At 71.8% G+C, this 20,727-nt stretch carries 16 protein-coding genes; 9 read left to right on the top strand and 7 right to left on the bottom strand.

Translation table 11 applies throughout. The features are described from left to right. Positions 1-42: 42 nt before the first annotated feature. A complete protein-coding gene (locus EST54_RS10560; protein ID WP_129247341.1) occupies positions 43-786 on the bottom strand; it encodes a hypothetical protein in 744 nt (247 codons plus the stop codon). A gap of 342 nt (positions 787-1,128) precedes the next feature. Here EST54_RS10560 and ggt point away from each other — a divergent pair, with 342 nt between their 5' ends. Both ggt and EST54_RS10570 read left to right on the top strand, forming a co-directional pair. Continuing rightward, complete coding sequence (gene ggt, locus EST54_RS10565; protein ID WP_129247342.1) at positions 1,129-3,006, top strand: gamma-glutamyltransferase; 1,878 nt, start codon at positions 1,129-1,131, stop codon at positions 3,004-3,006. Positions 3,007-3,206: 200 nt separating this feature from the next. Further along, positions 3,207-4,694, top strand: a complete 1,488-nt coding sequence (locus EST54_RS10570; RefSeq protein WP_129247343.1) for an amidase — start codon at positions 3,207-3,209, stop codon at positions 4,692-4,694. A 3-nt stretch (positions 4,695-4,697) separates the two neighbouring features. On the opposite strand, the gene EST54_RS10575 is transcribed toward EST54_RS10570, so the two are convergent. The 3 genes from EST54_RS10575 to EST54_RS10585 all read right to left on the bottom strand — a co-directional run bounded on the left by EST54_RS10575 (position 4,698) and on the right by EST54_RS10585 (position 7,303). Next, a complete protein-coding gene (locus EST54_RS10575) occupies positions 4,698-5,252 on the bottom strand; it encodes an isochorismatase family protein (RefSeq protein WP_129247344.1) in 555 nt (184 codons plus the stop codon). A gap of 69 nt (positions 5,253-5,321) precedes the next feature. After that, positions 5,322-6,875: an MFS transporter gene (locus tag EST54_RS10580; protein ID WP_239012660.1), complete on the bottom strand. Its 1,554-nt coding sequence runs from the start codon at positions 6,873-6,875 to the stop codon at positions 5,322-5,324. Next, on the bottom strand, positions 6,872-7,303 hold the full coding sequence (locus EST54_RS10585) for a MarR family winged helix-turn-helix transcriptional regulator (RefSeq protein WP_129247345.1): 432 nt from the start codon (positions 7,301-7,303) through the stop codon (positions 6,872-6,874). The genes EST54_RS10580 and EST54_RS10585 overlap by 4 nt, the downstream gene beginning before the upstream one ends. Positions 7,304-7,508: 205 nt before the next feature. Between EST54_RS10585 and EST54_RS10590 the strand changes: the two genes are divergently transcribed. Next, positions 7,509-8,351 carry a nitrilase-related carbon-nitrogen hydrolase gene (locus EST54_RS10590; protein WP_129247346.1) on the top strand — a complete coding sequence of 281 codons (843 nt, stop codon included), beginning with the start codon at positions 7,509-7,511 and terminating at the stop codon, positions 8,349-8,351. Then, positions 8,348-9,670, top strand: a complete 1,323-nt coding sequence (locus EST54_RS10595) for an aspartate aminotransferase family protein (protein ID WP_129247347.1) — start codon at positions 8,348-8,350, stop codon at positions 9,668-9,670. The genes EST54_RS10590 and EST54_RS10595 overlap by 4 nt, the downstream gene beginning before the upstream one ends. 603 nt (positions 9,671-10,273) lie before the next feature. Here EST54_RS10595 and EST54_RS10610 read toward each other — a convergent pair. Next, positions 10,274-11,158 carry an ABC transporter substrate-binding protein gene (locus tag EST54_RS10610; protein WP_129247348.1) on the bottom strand — a complete coding sequence of 295 codons (885 nt, stop codon included), beginning with the start codon at positions 11,156-11,158 and terminating at the stop codon, positions 10,274-10,276. A gap of 362 nt (positions 11,159-11,520) precedes the next feature. Between EST54_RS10610 and hydA the strand changes: the two genes are divergently transcribed. The 4 genes from hydA (at position 11,521) to EST54_RS10630 (ending at position 17,294) form a co-directional block, all read left to right on the top strand. Continuing rightward, positions 11,521-12,930 carry a dihydropyrimidinase gene (gene hydA, locus EST54_RS10615; protein ID WP_129247349.1) on the top strand — a complete coding sequence of 470 codons (1,410 nt, stop codon included), beginning with the start codon at positions 11,521-11,523 and terminating at the stop codon, positions 12,928-12,930. 10 nt (positions 12,931-12,940) lie between these two features. After that, positions 12,941-13,939 (top strand): TIGR03842 family LLM class F420-dependent oxidoreductase, encoded by a 999-nt coding sequence (locus EST54_RS10620; protein ID WP_129247350.1) that lies wholly within the window; start codon positions 12,941-12,943, stop codon positions 13,937-13,939. Positions 13,940-14,092: 153 nt separating this feature from the next. After that, positions 14,093-15,649 (top strand): NCS1 family nucleobase:cation symporter-1, encoded by a 1,557-nt coding sequence (locus tag EST54_RS10625; RefSeq protein ID WP_129247351.1) that lies wholly within the window; start codon positions 14,093-14,095, stop codon positions 15,647-15,649. Between the two features lie 430 nt (positions 15,650-16,079). Next, a complete protein-coding gene (locus tag EST54_RS10630; protein WP_129247352.1) occupies positions 16,080-17,294 on the top strand; it encodes a beta-ketoacyl-[acyl-carrier-protein] synthase family protein in 1,215 nt (404 codons plus the stop codon). A gap of 279 nt (positions 17,295-17,573) precedes the next feature. Here EST54_RS10630 and EST54_RS10635 read toward each other — a convergent pair whose 3' ends face one another. Then, a complete protein-coding gene (locus EST54_RS10635) occupies positions 17,574-17,783 on the bottom strand; it encodes a DUF397 domain-containing protein (protein ID WP_129247353.1) in 210 nt (69 codons plus the stop codon). Then, positions 17,780-18,622, bottom strand: a complete 843-nt coding sequence (locus tag EST54_RS10640) for a helix-turn-helix domain-containing protein (protein WP_129247354.1) — start codon at positions 18,620-18,622, stop codon at positions 17,780-17,782. Before EST54_RS10640 ends, EST54_RS10635 begins: the two co-directional genes overlap by 4 nt. An 866-nt stretch (positions 18,623-19,488) precedes the next feature. On the opposite strand from EST54_RS10640, the gene EST54_RS10645 reads away from it, so the two are divergent. After that, positions 19,489-20,607: a methyltransferase domain-containing protein gene (locus tag EST54_RS10645; RefSeq protein WP_239012659.1), complete on the top strand. Its 1,119-nt coding sequence runs from the start codon at positions 19,489-19,491 to the stop codon at positions 20,605-20,607. Positions 20,608-20,727 lie beyond the last annotated feature (120 nt).

The following is a 20,727-nucleotide window of genomic DNA, read 5'->3' on the forward strand; positions in this document are numbered from 1 at the left end:
GGGTTCCGTACCCGATCGGCCCGCACGGCCGGGCGCCCGCGCTCAGGCCGCCGCCCGGTGGCCCTTCGGCTCCGCGGCCGTGGTCGCGGCCTTGGTGACATCGGCGACCAGCTCGACGACATCGGGCCCGTACGCCTGCGAGTTGACCACCTTCAGCAGCAGGCAGAACTGCCCCTCGGCGCCGTGCTTCCGGGCCAGCCGGGCGCGGTTGCGGACCAGATGGTTGACCGCGGCCCGGTGGGTGACCGGGCGCTGGCCGGCCGCCAGGAACACCGGACGGTCGCCCTCACCGGCCCGCAGCCGGGCCAGCAGCACGTACTCGACGGCGCCGGGCTCCACCCGGTACGTCGAGCCGCCGATGGTGAAGGTGCCGCGGCCCGCGCCGGACTCGTCGCCCGGATGCACCGCGACGCCCGGCAGCAGATTGGCCAGATGGGCGGCCAGCCTGCGGTGCGCGGTCGGGTCGCCGACACAGAACTCGGTGCGCGCCCCGAAGCCCTGGAGCCCGGTGTCGTGCGGAGCGACCTCGGGGTGGGCACCGCAGCTCTCGATCACCCCGGCCAGCCCCAGCAGCGCCAGGGCGTCGGGGCGCGGGATGCTCCAGTGCGCCGAGGAGCTGTCCCGGTGGGTGACCAGCACACACTCCGAACCGTCCGGCAGCCCGAAGAAGGCCTGTTCACGGCTGTGCTTGTGGCGGACGGCCGCCGCTCGCACGGCCCAGCCGGCGGCCAGGCCCACCAGGAGGGCCACGGCCGCGGCGGTCAGAAGCTTCAGGGTGTCGTCCATGGCCGGGGAGCGTAGCGGCAGTCCGGGTGTGTGTTCGAGGGCGGGCGGGGTGCCGGGGCGGCTTGTCCCGGTCCGTGCGGGCCTACCGGATCCGTGTACAAACGCGCAGCTGATCCGTGCACGAACGCGGAGCTGATCCGTACGCGCACGAGCGGCCGGTTCGTGCGTGCAGAGGGCAGCCGGGCCTACGCGCAGAGGGCGGCGGATCCGTACGCGCGGCGGGTGGCCGATCCGTACGGACATGGGCGTACCGCTTCCGGAGCACCCTCTGTCCGGGCGCTGTGCACGCGAGTAGGCTCCGGCCCTCGCCGCCCCCTCGCAGGCCCTTGGAGGAATCCCGGTATGACCAGAGCCCGACGCCTCACCGTCCTGGGAGCGGCCGCCGCGCTGGCCGGCTCCATGGTGGCGATTCCGGCCGCCGCCGGGTCCGCCGCGCCACCGCGCCCCGATGCGGCGCGGGGCCGCGCCACCGCCGCACCGGAGAAGTCCCCGGTCGCCGTCGGCTACGGCGGGGCCGTCTCCAGCGTCGACGCGGACGCCTCCGCCGCCGGCATCTCGGTGCTCAGGAAGGGCGGCAACGCCGTGGACGCCGCGGTCGCCACCGCCGCCGCCCTCGGCGTCACCGAGCCCTACTCCGCAGGCATCGGCGGGGGCGGCTACTTCGTCTACTACCAGGCCAGATCCCACTCGATACGCACCCTTGACGGCCGGGAGACCGCCCCGCGCTCGGCCGGCAAGGACCTCTTCCTGGAGAACGGCACCCCGCTCCCCTTCGACCAGGCCGTCACCAGCGGGCTGGGCGTCGGCACCCCGGGGACCCCCGCCACCTGGGACACCGCCCTGCGCACATGGGGCAGCCGGTCCCTGGGCCAGGTGCTGGGCCCGGCCCGCAAGCTGGCCGCCGACGGGTTCACGGTCGACGCCACCTTCCGTCAGCAGACCGCGGACAACGAGGCGCGCTTCCGGGACTTCCCGGCGACCGCCGGCCTCTTCCTGCCCGGCGGCAAGCTGCCGGCCGTCGGCTCGACCCTGAAGAACCCCGATCTGGCGCGTACGTACGGGGAGTTGGCGAACAAGGGCGTCGGTGCGCTCTACGACGGCGCGCTGGGCCGGGACCTCGTCCGTACCGTCCGGAAGCCGCCGGTGCGCCCCGGCTCCACCCGCAGGGTGCGGCCCGGCAAGCTGACCGCGGGTGATCTGCGGGCCTACCGGGCCCTGGGCCAGGCGCCGACCCACACCCGCTACCGCGGCCTCGACGTCTACGGCATGGCGCCGTCCTCCTCCGGCGGCACCACCGTCGCCGAGGCGCTCAACATCCTGGAGAAGAGCGATCTCTCGCGGCTGAGCGAGCAGCAGTATCTGCACCGGTACCTGGAGGCGAGCCGGATCGCCTTCGCCGACCGCGGCCGCTGGGTCGGCGACCCGGCGCAGGAGAACGTACCGACCAAGGGCCTGACCTCCCAGCGGTTCGCCGACTCCCGGGCCTGCCTGATCCGCGACGACAAGGCCCTGACCAGCCCGCTGGCGCCCGGCGACCCGCGCCACCCGAAGCCCTGCGGCAGTGCCGGCAAGGCCGCCCCGACGACGTACGAGGGACCGAACACCACCCATCTGACCGTCGCCGACAAGTGGGGCAACGTCGTCGCCTACACCCTGACCATCGAGCAGACCGGCGGCAGCGGCATCGTCGTCCCGGGCCGCGGCTTCCTGCTCAACAACGAGCTCACCGACTTCTCCTTCGCGCCCGCCGACCCGGCCGGACGCTTTGCCTCCAAGGACTCACAACAGAGCAAAGACGGAACGAAGTGGAGTGACCCGAACCTGCCCGGTCCCGGCAAGCGGCCGCGGTCGTCCATGTCGCCGACGATCGTGCTGCGCCACGGCCGGCCGGTGGTGGCGCTCGGCTCGCCCGGCGGCGCGACCATCATCACCACCGTGCTGCAGACCCTGGTCAACCACCTCGACCGGGGGATGCCGCTGGTCGACGCGATCGCCGCACCGCGGGCCAGCCAGCGCAACGCGGCACAGACCGATCTCGAACCCGCCCTGTGGAACAGCCCGCTGCGCACCCAACTCGAAGCGCTCGGCCATGCCTTCAAGCCGAACCCGGAGATCGGGGCGGCCACCGGCGTCCAGCGGCTGCCGGACGGCCGCTGGCTGGCCGCGGCCGAGAAGGTACGGCGCGGCGGCGGCTCGGCGATGGTCGTCCACCCGAAGTGACGGCGCCGGCGGGTCCGCCCGGCCCCCGCCCCGCGGTGGGTGACCCGCACGACACACCGCCGATACCCGCCCGGCCCCTGTGTGCCGTCCGTGTGTCGTCGATGTGCCGCCCCGCGCGGCGCCGTTGATGGTGATCGAGGTGGCGATTAGCCTCCTGGGACCGTTCGTTCGAATGAGCGGTCCCAGGGAGGGCACGCAGCGTGAGCGTTGACGAGAGCCAGGACAGCGAGACCGGAGCGGCCCCGGCCCGGCACGTCGGTGCACCGGCCGGGGAGTTGGAGGGCCTCGCCGAGCAGGCGCGGGCGCTGGCCGAAGGGCGGGTGACCTCGACCGCGCTGGTCCGGCGGACGCTGGAGCGCATCGCGGCCACCCAGGGCACGGTCAACGCCTTCCGGCGGGTACGGGCCGAGGCGGCGATGGCGGAGGCAGCGGAGGCCGACCGCAGGCTGGCGGCCGGGGAGCGGCTGCCGCTGCTCGGGGTGCCGGTCGCGGTCAAGGACGACACCGACGTGGCGGGCGAGCCGACCGCGTTCGGCTGCGCCGGCGAGTTCCCTCCCAAGGAGCGCGATGCCGAGGTCGTCCGGCGGCTGCGCGCGGCCGGCGCGATCATCGTCGGCAAGACCAACGCCTGCGAACTGGGACAGTGGCCGTTCACCGAGGGCCCGGCGTTCGGCAACACCTGCAACCCCTGGAACCTCGCCCACACCCCGGGCGGCTCGTCCGGCGGCTCGGCCGCGGCGGTCGCGGCCGGGCTGGTGCCGGCCGCGCTCGGCACCGACGGCGCCGGCTCGGTGCGGATCCCCGCCGCCTGGTCCCACCTCGTCGGCATCAAGCCCCAGCGCGGCCGCATCTCCACCTGGCCCGACCCCGAGTCCTTCCAGGGCATCACCGGCATCGGACCGCTGGCCCGTACGGTCGAGGACGCGGCGCTGCTGCTGGACGTGGCCAGCGGCAACCACGACGGCGATCTGCACCGGCCGCCCGCCATCGCGGCCCGCGAGGCGGCCGGCCGCGACCCGGGCCGGCTGCGGATCGCGCTGTCCTGGAAGGCGGCCCTCACCTTCACCCGCAAGCCGCTGCACCCGGATGTCCGGGCCGCGGTGACCGGGGTGGCCCGCACCCTGGCCCGCCTGGGGCACTTCGTCGAGGAGGCCGAACCGGACTACGGACTGGTCGGGCTCGCCTTCGTCCCGCGCGCCACGGCCGGCGTGGGGGAGTGGGCGGACCGGGTCCCCGACCGCTCCCTGCTGGACCGCCGGACGCGGGGGGCGGCGCGGATGGGCCGGCTGCTCGGCGGTCCGGTCCTGCGCCGGGCGCGCGCCGTCGAGAGGCGCCAACAGTCCCGGATCGGCGCGCTGTTCGGCCCCTACGACGTCCTGCTGACGCCGACCACGGCCACCCCGCCCCCGCGCATCGGCACCCTCGCCAAGCTCAACGGCTGGCGTACGGATCAGGCCATGATCGCTGCCTGTCCGTACGCCTGGCCGTGGAACGTCCTCGGCTGGCCGGGCCTGAGCGTGCCCGCGGGGTTCAGCGCCGACGGCCTGCCGTTGGGCGCCCAGCTGCTGGGCCCGGCCCACGCCGAGCCCCTGCTGATCTCGCTGGCCGCCCAGCTCCAGGACGATCTGCGCTGGCACGAGCGGCGTCCGCCCGGACACCCGGAGCGGCTCGACGGCGTCCCGCGCTGAGCCTCAGCCGAGCAGCGCGAGGATCGCCTCGGTGGTGTCGGTCTCGCCGAGCCGCGGGAAGACCTTCTCCACGCTGTTGCGGTGGGTGTCGGCGTCCAGGTCGGTCACCGCGTCGGTGGCGACGGTGACGTGGTAGCCGTGCTCGTGCGCGGCACGGGCGGTGGACTCGACCCCGATGCTGGTGGCGATGCCGGCGAGGACGACCTGGGTGACGCCGCGGCGGCGCAGCTCCAGGTCCAGGTTCGTGCCGTGGAAGGCGCCCCACTGCTGCTTGGTGACGAGGATGTCGCCGTTCTGCCGGTCGAGCTCGGGCACCAGCTCCGCCCAGTCGGCGGGCGGGGTGCCGCCCGGCCGTGCGGTCTCGGTACGGCCCGGCGCCCCGCCCGTGACGTTCACCAGGACGACGGGCAGTCGGTGCGCCCGGAACGCGGCGGCCAGCCGGGCGCCGCGCCCGATGACCTCGGCGGAGGGCAGCGGTATGCAGGGCAGACCGGCGATGCCGTGCTGCAGATCGATCAGAACCAGGGCGGTCGTGGCATCGAGGGTGGTGGCGGGCATGGGTGCTCCTTTGTGTGGTGACGGATGGTGGTGTGGTGACCGGGGTGGCCGGGGAGCCGATGGCCGGATTCAGCCGCCGGTCCCGGTCCCGGTCCCCGGCCCGGTCCCGGCGGTCCCGGTCCCCGTCGCGCCGGGCCGCAGGCTGCGGTCGGCGAGGGTCAGGGTGAGCAGCAGCAGGCCGAGCACGACGCCGATCAGGGCGATCTCGTGCAGCCCGGAGTCGGAGGCGCGCTGCTCGTACAGCAGCCCGATGAGGCTGGACGCGGTGATCGCGCCGAGGTACTGGGCGGTGCGCTGGAGTCCGGCGGCCGCGCCCACGCCGTCGGCCGGGGCCTGGGCGTAGACGGCGGCCTGGTTGCCGGTGGAGGACAGGCCCTGAGGGATGCCGAAGAGCGCCCCGGCACACAGCAGCGCGACCAGCGGGCTGGCGCCCTGGAGCAGGAGGAAGACCCCGCTGCCCAGGGCGAGACAGGCCGCGGCGACGGTCAGCGGGGCGCGGATCCCCTTCGTCCGGGCGCCCATGAGCGAGCAGACCGCGGCCGCGAGGGACATCGGCAGCATGATCAGTCCGGCCTGGAAGGACGAGGCGCCGTGCACCTGCTCCAGCCACTGGCTGAAGCCGTACAGCACGCAGTAGATGACGAGGTAGGTCAGTCCGTGCCGGAGGTAGGTGCGCGCCAGGGCGCCGTTACGGGCGAGCATCCGCAGGTCGATGAAGGGCGCCGGATGGCGCAGCTGCCACCACACCAGCGCGCCCGCGAGCACTCCGGCCGGCGCCAGCAGCAGCCACTGCGGGGCCTCCAGGTGCAGCAGGAAGACCATGGCGCAGGTCAGCGCCGCGGCGAACAGGGCGATGCCCAGGGGGTCGAGGGAGGCGGAGGCGGTCCCCTCGTGCGCCGGCCGGGCGTCCTTCCGGTCGGCCGGGAGCCAGAGCAGCGCGCCGAGCAGGGCGAGCAGCGCGAGCGGGACGTTCACCGCGAACACCGCGCGCCAGCCGGCGGTCGCGGCGAGCAGCCCGCCGAGCGTGGGGCCGACGGCCGCGCTGCCCAGCGCGGCGAGCGAGAGCCGGCCGAGCACCCGGCGCGGGGTGGGGTGGCCGGTCCGCCGGGACTCGGCGCGCAGCACCGCCATCGCGGCGGGGTAGGCGGCCGCGGTGCCGATCCCGAGCACGACCCGGGAGACGATCAGCAGCGCGAAGGTGGGGGCCAGCGCTCCGAGGACGCCCGCCGCGCAGACGGTCAGCGCACCGGCGACGAACACCCGGCGGGGCCCGATGCGGTCGGCGAGCCGCCCCAACGACGGCTGGCCCACCGCACTGGCGAGGTACATCGCGGAGATCAGCCAGGCGGTGTCGGCGGCGCCGACGTGGAAGTCCTGGCCGATCGCCACCAGCGCGGTGGCGATCATCGTCGAGTTGATGGGGTTCAGCAGTGAGCCGAGCAGCAGGGGCGTCATCAGCCGGGCGCCGAAGGCACGGCCGGAGCCGGTGTCTGGGGCGCCGTCGGGGGCGGTCCGTGCACCGGCCTCCTGCGCCGGGGCGCCGGCCGCCGGCGGTACGGCCGCCTCCGGTACGGCGGCCTCCGGCGCCGCGCCGCCCCGTCCCGGCCTGGCGGAGTCGTTCATGGCGACATCAGCCGCCGCATCAGCTCGGTGGCCGTCGCCAGGGTCCGCTGCTCCTCCGGGGTCAGCCGGTCGGCGATGGCCACCGCCAGCCAGTTGTGCTTGGCCTGCCGTACGACGGCGAGCAACCGGCGGCCCTCCTCGGTGAGGGAGAAGACGACCTGGCGGCCGTCCGTCGGATGCGGGCGGCGGGCGAGGACGCCGCGCTCCTCCAGCCCCCCGACGGTCAGCCGCATGGACTGCGGGCGGACCCGCTCGGCGCGGGCCAGGTCGGCGATGGTGGCCTCGCCGTCGGTGTCGATGCGGCCGATCACCGCGCGCTGGGTCGGGCTGAGCTCGCCATGGGGCGAGGCGGCGCGCATCTGCCGCATGAGCAGGGAGACGGCGGCGCCCAGCTCCGTCGCGAGATGTTCGTGGTCCTTTTCCGTCATACCTCCACCGTAGGAGATTGACAGGCAAACTTGCAAGCTTGCCTGTCAATATTCCCCGGAAGGGCCCGGGCACGCCACGGGGGAGATGGTCTTGCCACGGTGCGTGACGGGGCTTACGGTCACCTCCACACGCGTAGATCGCGCCGTGCACCGGGTCGTGGATCCCGCGTGGCCGCAGGCTGACGCATCGACAAAGGAGCAGCTCATGGCCGATGTTGTGCGTGCCGCACTGGTCCAGGCGACCTGGACCGGCGACACCGAATCGATGATCGCGAAGCATGAGGAGTACGCCAGAGCGGCGGCCGCGCAGGGCGCGAAGGTGATCGGCTTCCAGGAGGTCTTCAACGCTCCGTACTTCTGCCAGGTCCAGGAGCCCGAGCACTACCGCTGGGCGGAGCCGGTGCCCGACGGCCCGACCGTCCGGCGGATGCAGGACCTCGCCCGCGAGACCGGCATGGTCATCGTCGTCCCCGTCTTCGAGGTCGAACAGTCCGGCTTCTACTACAACACCGCGGCCGTGATCGACGCCGACGGCACCGTCCTGGGCAGCTACCGCAAGCACCACATCCCGCAGGTCAAGGGCTTCTGGGAGAAGTACTACTTCAAGCCGGGCAACGCCGGCTGGCCGGTCTTCGACACCGCCGTCGGCAAGATCGGCGTCTACATCTGCTACGACCGCCACTTCCCGGAAGGCTGGCGGCAGTTGGGCCTCAACGGCGCCCAGCTCGTCTACAACCCCTCCGCCACCTCCCGCGGCCTGTCCGGCTACCTGTGGCAGCTGGAGCAGCCCGCGGCCGCGGTCGCCAACGAGTACTTCATCGCGGCGATCAACCGGGTCGGTGTCGAGGAGTACGGCGACAACGACTTCTACGGCACCAGCTACTTCGTCGACCCCCGGGGCCAGTTCGTCGGCGCGCTCGCCAGTGACTCCAAGGAGGAACTGGTCGTCCGCGACCTCGACTTCTCCCTGATCGACGAGGTCCGCCAGCAATGGGCCTTCTACCGCGACCGCCGCCCCGACGCGTACGACGGGCTGGTGCAGCCATGACCCAGCACCCCCAGGACGCGGCGAGCCTGCACGCCCGCCACCAGGCCGTCCTGCCCTCCTGGCTGAGCCTCTACTACGAGCGGCCGCTCGAACTCACCCACGGCGAGGGCCGGCACGTCTGGGACGCCGAGGGCAACCGCTACCTCGACTTCTTCGGCGGCATCCTCACCACCATGACGGCCCATGCGCTGCCCGAGGTGACCAAGGCCGTCAGCGAGCAGGCCGGCCGCATCATCCACACCTCGACGCTCTACCTCTCCCGCCCGATGGTCGACCTGGCCGAGCGGATCGCGGCGCTCTCCGGCATCCCCGACGCCCGGGTCTTCTTCACCACCTCCGGTACGGAGGCCAATGACGCGGCCCTGCTGCTGGCCACCGCCCACCGCCGCTCCAACCAGGTCCTGGCGATGCGCAACAGCTACCACGGACGGTCGTTCTCCACCGTCGGCATCACCGGCAACCAGAGCTGGTCGCCGACCAGCCTCTCGCCGCTCCAGACGCTCTACGTGCACGGCGGGGTGCGCACCCGCGGCCCGTACGCGGAGCTCGGCGACCGCGACTACATCGCGGCCTGCGTCGCCGACCTGGAGGACATGCTCCAGCAGACCGCGGGCGGCATCGCCGCCCTGATCGCCGAACCGGTGCAGGGCGTCGGCGGGTTCACCATGCCGCCGGACGGCCTGTACGCCGCCTTCCGCGAGGTGCTCGCCCGGCACGGCATCCTCTGGATCAGCGACGAGGTGCAGACCGGCTGGGGCCGTACCGGCGACCACTTCTGGGGCTGGCAGGCGCACGCCGACAACGGCCCGCCGGACCTGCTCACCTTCGCCAAGGGCATCGGCAACGGCATGGCCATCGGCGGCGTCGTGGCCCGTGCCGAGGTGATGAACTCGCTCACCGCGAACTCCATCTCCACCTTCGGCGGCAGCCCCGTCACCATGGCCGCGGGCCTCGCCAACCTCACCTACCTGCTCGAACACGATCTGCAGGGCAACGCCCGACGGGTCGGCGGACTGCTCATCGAACGGCTGCGGGCGGTGACCGCCGGACTCGACGTGGTACGGGAGGTGCGCGGCCGCGGCCTGATGATCGGCGTCGAACTCGTCCGACCCGGCACCGACGAGCGCGCACCGGAGGCCGCGTCACTGGTGCTGGAGGCCGCCCGCGAGCGCGGTCTACTGATCGGCAAGGGCGGCCAGGGCGGCGCCTCGCTGCGCATCGCGCCCCCGATGACGCTGACCGTCGCCGAGGCGGAAGAGGGCGCGACGCTGCTCGCGGACGCACTTCAGGCGGTGCAGGGGGTCCTGGCGCCTTCCTAGGCGCGGGCTCCGGAAGCGCGCGCCTAGGAAGGCGCCAGGACCCCCTGCACCGCCTGAAGTGCGTCCGCGAGCGCGGTCTACTGATCGGCAAGGGCGGCCAGGGCGGCGCCTCGCTGCGCATCGCGCCCCCGATGACGCTGACCGTCGCCGAGGCGGAAGAGGGCGCGACGCTGCTCGCGGACGCACTTCAGGCGGTGCAGGGGGTCCTGGCGCCTTCCTAGGCGCGGGCTCCGGAAGCGCGCGCCTAGGAAGGCGCCAGGACCCCCTGCACCGCCTGAAGTGCGTCCGCGAGCGCGGTCTACTGATCGGCAAGGGCGGCCAGGGCGGCGCCTCGCTGCGCATCGCGCCCCCGATGACGCTGACCGTCGCCGAGGCGGAAGAGGGCGCGACGCTGCTCGCGGACGCACTTCAGGCGGTGCAGGGGGTCCTGGCGCCTTCCTAGGCGCGGGCTCCGGAAGCGCGCGGCCGGGGGCGGGCCAGGCCGGGGCCGGGGTCCTCGCTCCGGCTCCGGCCGCCGTCCCGGCGGCGTGTCACCGGGCGGTTCGGGTGGTCCGGGCGAGCCGGGCGGGCCGGGTGGTCCGATCGGAACCGTGCGGACGCGTCCTACGCCTGAGCCGCCGCCTCCCGGACCGTCTCGGCCACCAGGCGGAAGAAGCGGGTGTGCGCCCGCCGGCTGCACGGGGCCTCCGGGTTCCACGGCAGCAGCCGGGCCCGGGCCTCGATCGCGCGCCAGTGCTCGTCGGTCCGGAGCTCCTCGGGCCGGGCGGCGTTGATCCGTACGTCCGTCAGCACGATGTCCGGGGCCATCGCCGCGGCCTCCGCCCAGCCGACCGTGGACCAGTTCAGACCGGAACCGGCCGGCGGTTCCAGCAGGCCGACGCCGTGTTCGGTCAGCGCCCGCAGCTCCGGCCAGGAACCGGGCCGGGCCAGATGCACCCGCGCGGGGCCCGCGGGCGACAGTGCCAGCACCCGCGGCCGTACCGCGCCGCCGGCCGCCTGCCGCAGGGCGTCCTCCGCGGCGTCCAACTCGCGTGCGGCGCCCAGGGGTTCACCCCGGCCGAGCGAGCCGGCCAGCGCCGCGAACCGCTCGCGCACCTCGGCCAGGCTGCGGCCGGGTCCCACCGCGACCGTGGCGAGCGGGACATGGGTCTCCAGCTCTTCCGCCGTCTGCTGCGTCAGGCCGTAGACCTGCTCGCCGTCATAGGTCACCGCCACCACCAGGTCCGGCTCCGCCGCCAGCAGGGCGTCCGGACGCAGGGCGTGGCCCGCACCGAGGTAGTCGATCTCCGCGAGCGGCAGCTCCCCGCCCTTGGCGGGGTCGGGGGCGGCGCCGTCGTGCGGGGACCCGAACAGCCCGACGGGCCGTATGCCGTGGTCCCACAGCGTCGCCCCCGCCTGTATGTACGCCACGATCCGGTACGGCCGCTGCCCGGCCACCGCGAGGCGCCCCCGGTCGTCGGAGAACTCCCACGGTGTGCTCTGCTCCATGACCTGCCGCCTTCCGCGTCGTCCGTGCCGTACCGCTCGCCAGGGTCCCCGCCCGGGTCGGCGGATATCTGCCCATCGCGCCACCCCCGCACCCCTCCGGCCCCGGCCGCTGACACGGCGTCCGGGCCCGCGTTCAACCGGCCGGCTGATCGTGGCCGCAACACGAAAGTCTCCACCGAGGAACGGTCACGGTATTGCCACCGTGGGTGACATGCTTCTACGGTCTCCCTCTCAGCCGGAATCTACGGGTGTAGACCGGTTGTGACGTGGCGTCAGCGGAGCAAGGCCTGCCCAGGGGACGGTGCGCGTCGGGCTCCGCCTTCCGGTGCCACACGAGGTCGTTGATGCGGAAGGGAGCAGGGATGGTGGGACGTACGCTCGTCCGGGGCGGACTGGTGATCACCGCCGCCGATGAGATCCACGCCGATGTCCTGGTGGAGGACGGCCGGATCGCCGCCCTCGCCGCGCACGGCAGCCCCGGCGCCGACAGCTGGGCGAAGTCGGCGGACCGCATCCTCGACGCCACCGGCAAATACGTCATCCCGGGCGGCGTCGACGCGCACACCCACCTGGACTTCCCCTTCGGCGGGACCTTCTCCTCCGACAACTTCGAGACCGGGACCCGCGCCGCGGCCTGGGGCGGCACCACCACCCTCATCGACTTCGCGGTGCAGTCCCGCGGCAAGTCGCTCCGCGACGGCCTGGACACCTGGCACGCCAAGTCCGACGCCCGCTGCGCCATCGACTACGCGTTCCACATGATCCTCTCCGACGTCAACGAGCACACCCTCAAGGAGCTGGACCTCCTGGTGGCCGAGGGCGTCACCTCCTTCAAGCTGTTCACCGCCTACCCCGGGGTCTTCTACAGCGACGACGGACAGATCCTGCGGGCCATGCAGCGCTCGGCCGACAACGGCGGGCTGGTGATGATGCACGCCGAGAACGGCATCGCCATCGACGTGCTGGTCGAACAGGCGCTGGCCGAGGGGAAGACCGACCCGCGCTATCACGGCGAGGTCCGCCGGGTCCTGCTCGAAGCCGAGGCCACCCACCGCACCATCCAGCTGGCCCGGGTCGCCGGCGCACCGCTCTACGTCGTCCACGTCTCCGCCGAGGAGGCCCTCGCCGAGATCGCCCAGGCCCGCGACAAGGGGCTGAACGTTTTCGGCGAGACCTGCCCGCAGTATCTGTTCCTGTCCACCGACAATCTCGCCGAGCCCGACTTCGAGGGCGCCAAGTACGTCTGCTCCACACCGCTGCGGCCCCGCGAGCACCAGGAGGCGCTGTGGCGCGGGCTGCGCACCAATGACCTCCAGGTGGTCTCCACCGACCACTGCCCCTTCTGCTTCCAGGGGCAGAAGGAGCTCGGCCGCGGTGACTTCTCCAAGATCCCCAACGGGATGCCCGGGGTGGAGAACCGGATGGACCTCCTCCACCAGGGTGTGGTCGAGGGCCGGATCAGCCGCCGGCGCTGGATCGAGATCGCCTGCGCCACCCCGGCCCGGATGTTCGGCCTCTACCCGAAGAAGGGCACCATCGCCCCCGGTGCCGACGCCGACCTCGTCCTCTACGACCCCACCGCCGAGCAGACCGTCTCCGCCGAGACCCACCACATGAACGTCGACTACTCGCCGTACGAGGGCAAGCGGCTCACCGGCCGGGTCGAAACGGTCCTCTCCCGGGGCGAACTCGTCATCGACCGGCGGGAGTTCACCGGGCACGCGGGGCACGGCCAGTACATCCCGCGCGGCACCTGCCAGTACCTCATCTAAGGAGCCCGCCGTGGACTTCGGACTCGTTCTCCAGGCCGACCCGCCCGCTTCCGCCGTCGTGTCCCTGATGCGCCGCGCCGAGCGCAACGGCTTCCGTTACGGCTGGACCTTCGACTCGGCCGTCCTGTGGCAGGAGCCGTTCGTCATCTACAGCCGCATCCTGGACCACACGGAGCGGCTGATCGTCGGCCCGATGGTCACCAACCCCTCCACCCGCACCCCCGAGGTCACCGCCTCCACCTTCGCCACCCTCAACGAGATGTACGGCAACCGCACCGTCTGCGGGATCGGACGGGGCGACTCCGCGATGCGGGTCGCCGGGCGGCCGCCCAACACCCTGGCCCGGCTGGGCGAGGCGATCGGCGTCATCCGCGACCTCGCCGAGGGGCGGGAGGCGGAGGTCGGCGGCCACCGCATCCGGATCCCCTGGATCCGGAACGGCAAGCTGCCGGTCTGGATGGGCGCCTACGGCCCCAAGGCCCTCGCCATGGCGGGCGAGCTGGCCGACGGCTTCATCCTCCAGCTCGCCGACCCCTTCCTCACCGAATGGATGGTCAAGGCCGTACGACAGGCCGCGGCGGACGCCGGACGCGACCCGGCCGAGGTCACCATCTGCGTCGCCGCCCCCGCCTATGTGGGCGACGACCTCGACCACGCCCGCGCGCAGTGCCGCTGGTTCGGCGGCATGGTCGGCAACCACGTCGCCGACCTCGTCGAACGCTACGGCGAGCGCTCCGATGTGGTGCCCGAGGAGCTGACCGAGTACATCAAGGCCCGTGAGGGGTACGACTACGCCCAGCACGGCCGGGCCGGCAGCCCGCACGCCGACTTCGTCCCGGACGCCGTCGTCGACCGCTTCTGTCTGCTGGGTCCCGTCGCCGCGCACCGCGAGCGGCTGGAGCAGCTCAGAGCGCTGGGCGTGGACCAGTTCGCGGTCTACGCCATGCACGACGCCAAGGAATCCACCATCGACGCCTACGGAGCAGAGCTCATCCCCGCGTTCTCCTGAACGGGCGCCGGGGCACGGCGCCGTGCGGCCGTGCGGCCGCGGTGTCCGGTCGCCGTACCGGGCACCGCGAGGGCGAAAGACACGCCCTGGCCGCCGCCCCGCCGCCCCGCCGCCCGGAAACCGGCGGCCCGTACCCGGACGAAAGGTCCCCGTATGCCCGCGACCTCCTCACCCGTGCCGCCGGACCTGCCCATAGCGCCCTCCGGGCAACTCACCGCCCCGGACGGCCGCGTCGAACCCGCGCCGGGCGCCATCGCCCCGCAGGGCCGCTACGTCAATGACGACCTGCGGCCCGTACCCCTGGCCGAACGCCGGTGGACCACCTACAACTTCACCGCCCTCTGGGTCGGCATGGCGCACAACATCCCCTCCTGGACGCTCGCTTCGGGCCTGGTCGCGCTCGGCATGGACTGGCTGCAGGCGGTGCTGACCATCGCGCTGGCGAACCTCGTCGTCCTCGTCCCGATGCTGCTCACCGGGCACGCCGGCCCGAAGTACGGCATCCCCTTCCCCGTCCTGGCCCGGGCCTCGTTCGGGCTGCGCGGCGCCAATCTGCCCGCGCTGGTGCGTGCCGCCGTGGCCTGCTGCTGGTTCGGCATCCAGACCTGGATCGGCGGCCAGGGCATCTACATCCTGCTGGGCAAGATCTTCGGCGGTGGCTGGGCGAAGGCGGCGTCCATCGGCGGCTACCCCTGGACCCTCTGGCTGTGCTTCCTGGTCTTCTGGGTCGTCGAACTCGCCATCATCCACCGGGGCATGGAGACCCTGCGCCGCTTCGAGAACTGGGCCGCGCCCTTCGTCCTCGTCGGCGCGCTGGTGCTGCTGGGCTGGATGGCGGCCAAGGCCGGCGGGTTCGGCCCGCTCCTGGAACAGCCGAGCGCACTGGGCTGGGGCCACGACTTCTGGAAGGTCTTCTTCCCGTCCCTCATGGGAATGATCGGCTTCTGGGCGACCCTGTCGTTGAACATCCCGGACTTCACCCGCTTCGGCGCCGGACAGCGGGCCCAGGTCTGGGGCCAGTCCCTGGGGCTGCCGACCACGATGACGGCGTTCGCCCTGCTCTCCGTACTGGTCACCTCCGGCTCACAGGCGGTGTACGGGGCGCCGATCTGGGATCCGGTCGCTTTGGCCGGCAAGTCCGACAGCGTCTTCGGCCTGCTCTTCGCCCTGGTCACCGTCCTGATCGCGACGATCTCCGTCAATATCGCCGCCAACGTGGTCTCGCCCGCCTACGACCTGGCCCATCTGGCGCCGAAGCTCATCACCTTCCGCAGAGGCGCGCTGATCACCGGCGTGGTCGGCGTGATCATCCTGCCGTGGAAACTCATCGCCACCCCCGAGCTGTACATCTTCACCTGGCTAGGGGTGGTCGGCGGACTGCTCGGCACGGTCGCCGGCATCCTCATCGCCGACTACTGGATCATCCGCCGCACCGTCCTCGACCTCGCCGGTCTCTACCACCCCGGCGGCCGCTACTGGTACGCGGCCGGCTGGAACTGGCGGGCCGTCCTCGCCTTCGCCGTCGGCGGCCTGCTCGCGGTCGGCGGCTCGTACTCCCGCCCCGGCAAGGGCCCCTTCCCCACCGACGGCCTGATCCCGTTCCTCCAGCCTCTGGCCGACTACGGCTGGGCGGTCGGCCTGGGCACGGCGCTGACGCTCTACACCTTGCTCATGACCGCGGCGGCCGGGCGCGGAGGACGGACGGCCTGACCCGGCCCGACGGCGGCCGGGCGCGGACGCCGACCGGCCTGAGACCCCGCCCGACGGCGGCGCCTCCCGGCAGCCCCGCCCTGCCTCCCGCCCCCGGAAACGAGGGAATTCCGCTCCACACAAGGCAGTTGTCGGCAGCAGAGGGGCCCCGGCCGCCGGACACCAAACCCCCATCACCGTCTTGACCCGCGCCAGCGTCCACCGCTTGGTCCTCCCAGCCGTGCGCGCCCGGCCCCTTGGCCGGCTCCGCCTCCAGCCGCGGTCAGCTTCTACACACCACGAGTGCAACCTCACCAATTGTTGGCATCGCACAATCTCTCGCTTTCGAATCGGTCGACTCCTGCCCTGATTTCCCTTCTGAACGCTGGCATGATCCTCATGAGGGCAAGTCAGGCACTATGTAGCATCTACACAATTCAAGGGGGCTCGTATGACCCGTAGCGGTCGTGTGTCGGTGACGGGCGTCGGTGCGATGACGCCACTGGGAGCCGATGCACCGTCGACGTGGTCGGGGCTGCTGGCCGGTAAGTCAGGGGTGCGTTTCCTGGAGGAGGAGTGGGCAGCGGACCTGCCCGTGCATGTTGCGGCCGGGCTCACGGTGGACCCTGCCTCCCTGCTTCCGAGGACCGAGGCCAGGAAGCTGGACCGCGGTGAGCAGGTCGCCGTCTTCAGTGCGCGCGAAGCTTGGCAGGATGCCGGCGCTCCGCAGGTCGAGCCGGAACGATGCGCCGTCGTCATCGGTACGGGGACCGGTGGTCTCCTCACCACGCTGGGGCAGAACGACGTCTTCGAACGCGCCGGGATTCGCCGGCTGTCGCCGTTCGCGGTCCCCATGCTGATGCCCAACGGGCCGGCTGCTTGGGTGAGCATGGACCTGGGCGCGAAGGGAGGCGCCAGGACTCCGGTGAGTGCCTGTGCGTCCGGCGCGGAGGCCCTCGCCCTGGGGCAGGATCTGATCCGCAGCGGGCGGGCGGACGTGGTCGTCGCAGGTGGGGTGGAGGCATGCCTGCACCCCTTCACCATCGCGGCATTCGCCCAGATGAAGGCGCTGTCGACGCAGTCCGTGGACCCAGAGACCGTGTCCCGCCCGTTCGACGTCAAGCGGTCCGGGTTCGTCATGGGCGAGGGCGCGGGGATGATGGTGCTCGAACGCGCCGAGTTCGCCCGGGCCCGTGGAGCACGTGCCTACGGCACGCTGGCCGGCAGTGCCGTGAGTTCGAGCGCGAACCACATCACGGCCTCCGACGCGGAAGGCCAGGCCTTCGCCATGGAACTGGCGCTGCGCGACGCCGGCCTGGCCCCGGCGGACATCGGGGTCGTGCACGCCCACGCCACCTCGACGGAGTCCGGTGACCTTGCGGAGGCCGAGGCGATCGGCCGAGTGATCGGCAGCGACGCTGCGGTGACGGCGACGAAGTCGATGACAGGTCACATGATTGGCGCATCCGGAACGGTTGGCGCCATGGCCGCTCTGTTCGCGCTCAAGGACGGCACGGTGCCGGCCACGCGCAACCTCGACGAACTCGACCCGCGCGTGGAACTGGACGTGGTGCGCGGTGAGCGGCGCACCGGTCAGTGGTCTGCTGCGCTGGCCAACTCGTTCGGGTTCGGCGGACACAACGTCAGTCTCGTCTTCACCAAGTGACGACGAGGCCTTGACCCACGCTGGGCGGCATGGGCCCCTCAGCCCCGGTTGCCGCCCACTACCGGCTTACGCGGCTGCAATGGGGGACTCACTTCCCTCTGGGGCTATCGGTTGATGATGAGCCGTCCAACGCCGCCTGATCCGACGATGGTTGCCGTGGATACCAGCAACCACGGCGGAATGCGCAATCACTTCTTAAGAGGTGAGAGAGCAGTCGGGTGCGCAGAGGCCCCCTCCTGGGCATCCAGGAGGGGGCCTGCTGTGTGTCGGCGTACGTACTTACGCGGGGAAGTCCCCCGCCTGTATGCCGGTGACGAATGCTGACCACGCTGCCGGCTCGAACATCAGGGCCGGACCGTCGGGGGCTTTGCTGTCCCGGACGGGAACGGTGCCGTGGGCGCATGCATGCGCCGGGGACCACTCCAGGCAGTTGCCACCGTCTTGGCTGCTGTAGCTGGACTTGACCCATGGGTGTATCAGGGGGGTCACGATGCCTCCATAAGCTGTTGGATCATCCGGGCTGATGCATCACGCGAGAGGGCTGAAGCGGTGAGTACATCGTAGGACCGGGAGAGGTTGCGTACCGCCGACGGTTCTTCGATGATCGCGCCAGACCTGATGCCTTCCGTGTAGATCACGGGTTGCCCGTCGGCTGTGGTCAGAAGTGTCATGGAGCCATCCATCAGTCCGTGAGTTCCCGCTGAGAGGGGAAGCACCTGCAACACGGTGGTGGGCCGGGTGCCGTGGGTGAGCAACGCGGCAAGCTGTTCCCGCATGACCACCGGGCCCCCGACGTTCCGCCGGATCACCGACTCACAGATGATGACGGAGAAGTCCGGCGGGGAACTTCCCTTCAGTACGTCCTGGCGGGCCATCCGGTGTCGCACCTTGGTGGCCAACTCCTCATCAGTGGCCCGCGGATCGCCCTCCCGGAACAGGGCGTGGGCATACGCCGGGGTCTGTAGCAGACCCGGAACCACTGTGGGCGACCATTCAGCGATGGCGATGGCCCGGAGCTCTAGTTTCATCCGCCGTCGGGAGTGCTTCGAGAAGGACTGGGCGGTGATCTCTTCGTAAAGCCGCTTGAACAATCCGTCTGTCGAAAAGACCTGGTCCAGCCGGGCCGGGAGGTCCGGAGGGATCGGCCCCACGCATGTCTCCACGCGGCTGATGGTGCTCTTTGACGTGCGCACCATCTTCGCCAGTTGCGTCTGGTTCAGCGGCGCCTCCGGGTGCAGCTCCCTAGCGCTCCGGCACTCCTCGGCGAACTGCCGACGCGGGTCGTATGCGCCCTCCGCGCCCCCTGCTTCATCTCCGTTAGAGCTCATAACTCCCCCTGACCATTGACCTGGTCACTCGCGGTGGTGGCGGCGTTTGAGCCGGTCAACGGCGTACGCATGTGCCAGCCTGACCAACACCCAGGTTGGGCGCTGAATCTCTCTCACAGTAGCGATTTTTATCCCACTCTTGTCACCAACCAGACGCACAGAGTGAGGGGTTCGGATGACTGAGCGAACAGCGTCAGCGCCCACCGACGGCCCGGCAGGCCTGGCGTTGGTCGGCTCGAAGCTGGAGCCCGTCCCCGTCCCGGGGTGCGACGTGTGCGAACCCTGCGGCAGGGAGCGGGAGGCGGCCCGCCGGGCGGGCCGTTCGCTGGCGGTCCGGAGCCTCAACGGGGTGATCGCGGGTCACCCGCACGGAAGGGAAACGAGGGCGTGAGCTGCACGAAGTGCGTGGACCTGGAACGGGAGTTGGAGGCGGCCGAAAAGGCTGGCGACCAGTCCCGTGCCGTGGACTGCCGGGTCCTGCTCCGACGCCATCCGCAACACGACGGAGTACCAGTTGAAGCCGGTACGCGCCCCCGGAAGGGAGGAGGACGAAATGGGTAGGCCGCTGAGCGCCCACAAGCCGCGGGGTGGCATAGGGGACGGGCAAGGCCCCGGGCGACTGTCCCACGGACAGCGGCGGTCGGCCGGGTAGGCAATCACCAAGAGCACAGGAGGAGCAGTGAAGTTCTTGATCCTTTCGAACGATGGTCGCGACAAGGTTCCGGGTGAGCCGTGGCCGGGCCCGCAGACGCCTCCGACCCCGGATGGTGGCCCCGGTGTCCCCAACCCGCCCAAGGTTGCCTGACCAAGTGACCACCGACGCGCCAAAGGAGCGCCCCAGCATTGACGGGCTGGGGCGTGCCCTGATGTCTTCAGGGGCCCTTTCCTCCGACTGGGCACCCTCGTACGCGGCCGTTCCCCGCTCCATCGTGTTGCCGGACCTCATGTGGCCGTTCGACATGGCGGCCGGTCGGAGCGTGGCCGTCTCCAAAGCGGACGACCCCGTCACGTGGCAGGAGTTCGCGGACTCCGACGTGCCGATCGTCACCCAGTGGGACGACGGGAAGCACACGGGCACCGAACCGGGCCACGTTCCGACCAGCTCCGCGTCCATGCCGAGCGTGGTCTTCCGCATGCTCCAAGACCTGGACCTCCAGCCCGGCCACAAGGTCCTGGAGATCGGTACTGCCACAACCTGGAATGCGTCGCTCATGGCCCACCGTGCGGGGCCGGGGTGCGTGACCACGGTGGAGGTGGACCGGGCGGTGGCCACAGCCGCCATGGCGACGGTGGAGCGGCTGGGAATCCCCCTCCACGTCGTCCACGGCGACGGGTTCCGGGGCTATCTGGAAGGGGCGCCGTATGACCGGGTCATCGCTACGTGCGGGCTCCGTTCCATCCCGTTCGCGTGGGTGGAGCAGTGCCGGCCGGGGGGTGTCATCGTCGCCCCCTGGGGGACGGACTACACCCACGTCGACGCGGTGGCCCGCCTGGTCGTCGCACCGGACGGAGAGAGCGCGTCCGGGAAGTTCACCGGCCCCGTGGAGTTCATGAAGCTCCGGTCCCAGCGGTTTGCCCTCCGGGCGCACTCGGAGTACGTCACGGGGAGCGTGGCGGACGGCGAGGAGTCCTCCACGACGATCACCGAAGCGGAGTTCGTCGGGGAGCAATTCGGCCCGGAGCGGTTCGCCATGGGCCTCCGCGTCCCCCAGTGTTCGTACGTCGTAGCGGGGAAGAGCGATGGCGCGCGGCCGGTCTGGTTCTACAGTTTGAGTGACGACTCATGGGCGTGTGCGATGTTCCGCGACGGGAAGACGGCATGTGTCTGGCAACAAGGTCCCCGCCGTCTCTGGGATCAGGTGGAAAACGCCTTCCGCTGGTGGGTCGACAGCGGACGCCCAGACCACACCCGGTTCGGTCTGACCGTGACCGCCAAGGGCGAAAGGGTGTGGCTGGACGACCCGGCCAACTCCTGGACCCTCTGAGGCCGGCCCCCTCCGTGCTTGCCCCCGTGGCGCACGGGCGGGGCCTTTGCCATGTCCGCTTGACCCCGCCCGTGCGCCACGGGGGCAAGCACGGAGGGGGCCGGCCTCAGAGGGTCCAGG

It is taken from the genome of Streptomyces sioyaensis (genome assembly GCF_004122735.1).
Lineage (GTDB): Bacteria > Actinomycetota > Actinomycetes > Streptomycetales > Streptomycetaceae > Streptomyces > Streptomyces sioyaensis.

What these genes read in the sequence shown, in the direction of transcription:
- EST54_RS10560 (WP_129247341.1), bottom strand. Translation starts at nt 786, where the DNA reads ATGGACGACACCCTGAAGCTTCTGACCGCCGCGGCCGTGGCCCTCCTG.
- ggt (WP_129247342.1), top strand. Translation starts at nt 1,129, where the DNA reads ATGACCAGAGCCCGACGCCTCACCGTCCTGGGAGCGGCCGCCGCGCTG.
- EST54_RS10575 (WP_129247344.1), bottom strand. Translation starts at nt 5,252, where the DNA reads ATGCCCGCCACCACCCTCGATGCCACGACCGCCCTGGTTCTGATCGAT.
- EST54_RS10580 (WP_239012660.1), bottom strand. Translation starts at nt 6,875, where the DNA reads ATGAACGACTCCGCCAGGCCGGGACGGGGCGGCGCGGCGCCGGAGGCC.
- EST54_RS10585 (WP_129247345.1), bottom strand. Translation starts at nt 7,303, where the DNA reads ATGACGGAAAAGGACCACGAACATCTCGCGACGGAGCTGGGCGCCGCC.
- EST54_RS10590 (WP_129247346.1), top strand. Translation starts at nt 7,509, where the DNA reads ATGGCCGATGTTGTGCGTGCCGCACTGGTCCAGGCGACCTGGACCGGC.
- EST54_RS10595 (WP_129247347.1), top strand. Translation starts at nt 8,348, where the DNA reads ATGACCCAGCACCCCCAGGACGCGGCGAGCCTGCACGCCCGCCACCAG.
- EST54_RS10610 (WP_129247348.1), bottom strand. Translation starts at nt 11,158, where the DNA reads ATGGAGCAGAGCACACCGTGGGAGTTCTCCGACGACCGGGGGCGCCTC.
- hydA (WP_129247349.1), top strand. Translation starts at nt 11,521, where the DNA reads ATGGTGGGACGTACGCTCGTCCGGGGCGGACTGGTGATCACCGCCGCC.
- EST54_RS10625 (WP_129247351.1), top strand. Translation starts at nt 14,093, where the DNA reads ATGCCCGCGACCTCCTCACCCGTGCCGCCGGACCTGCCCATAGCGCCC.
- EST54_RS10630 (WP_129247352.1), top strand. Translation starts at nt 16,080, where the DNA reads ATGACCCGTAGCGGTCGTGTGTCGGTGACGGGCGTCGGTGCGATGACG.
- EST54_RS10640 (WP_129247354.1), bottom strand. Translation starts at nt 18,622, where the DNA reads ATGAGCTCTAACGGAGATGAAGCAGGGGGCGCGGAGGGCGCATACGAC.
- EST54_RS10645 (WP_239012659.1), top strand. Translation starts at nt 19,489, where the DNA reads ATGTCTTCAGGGGCCCTTTCCTCCGACTGGGCACCCTCGTACGCGGCC.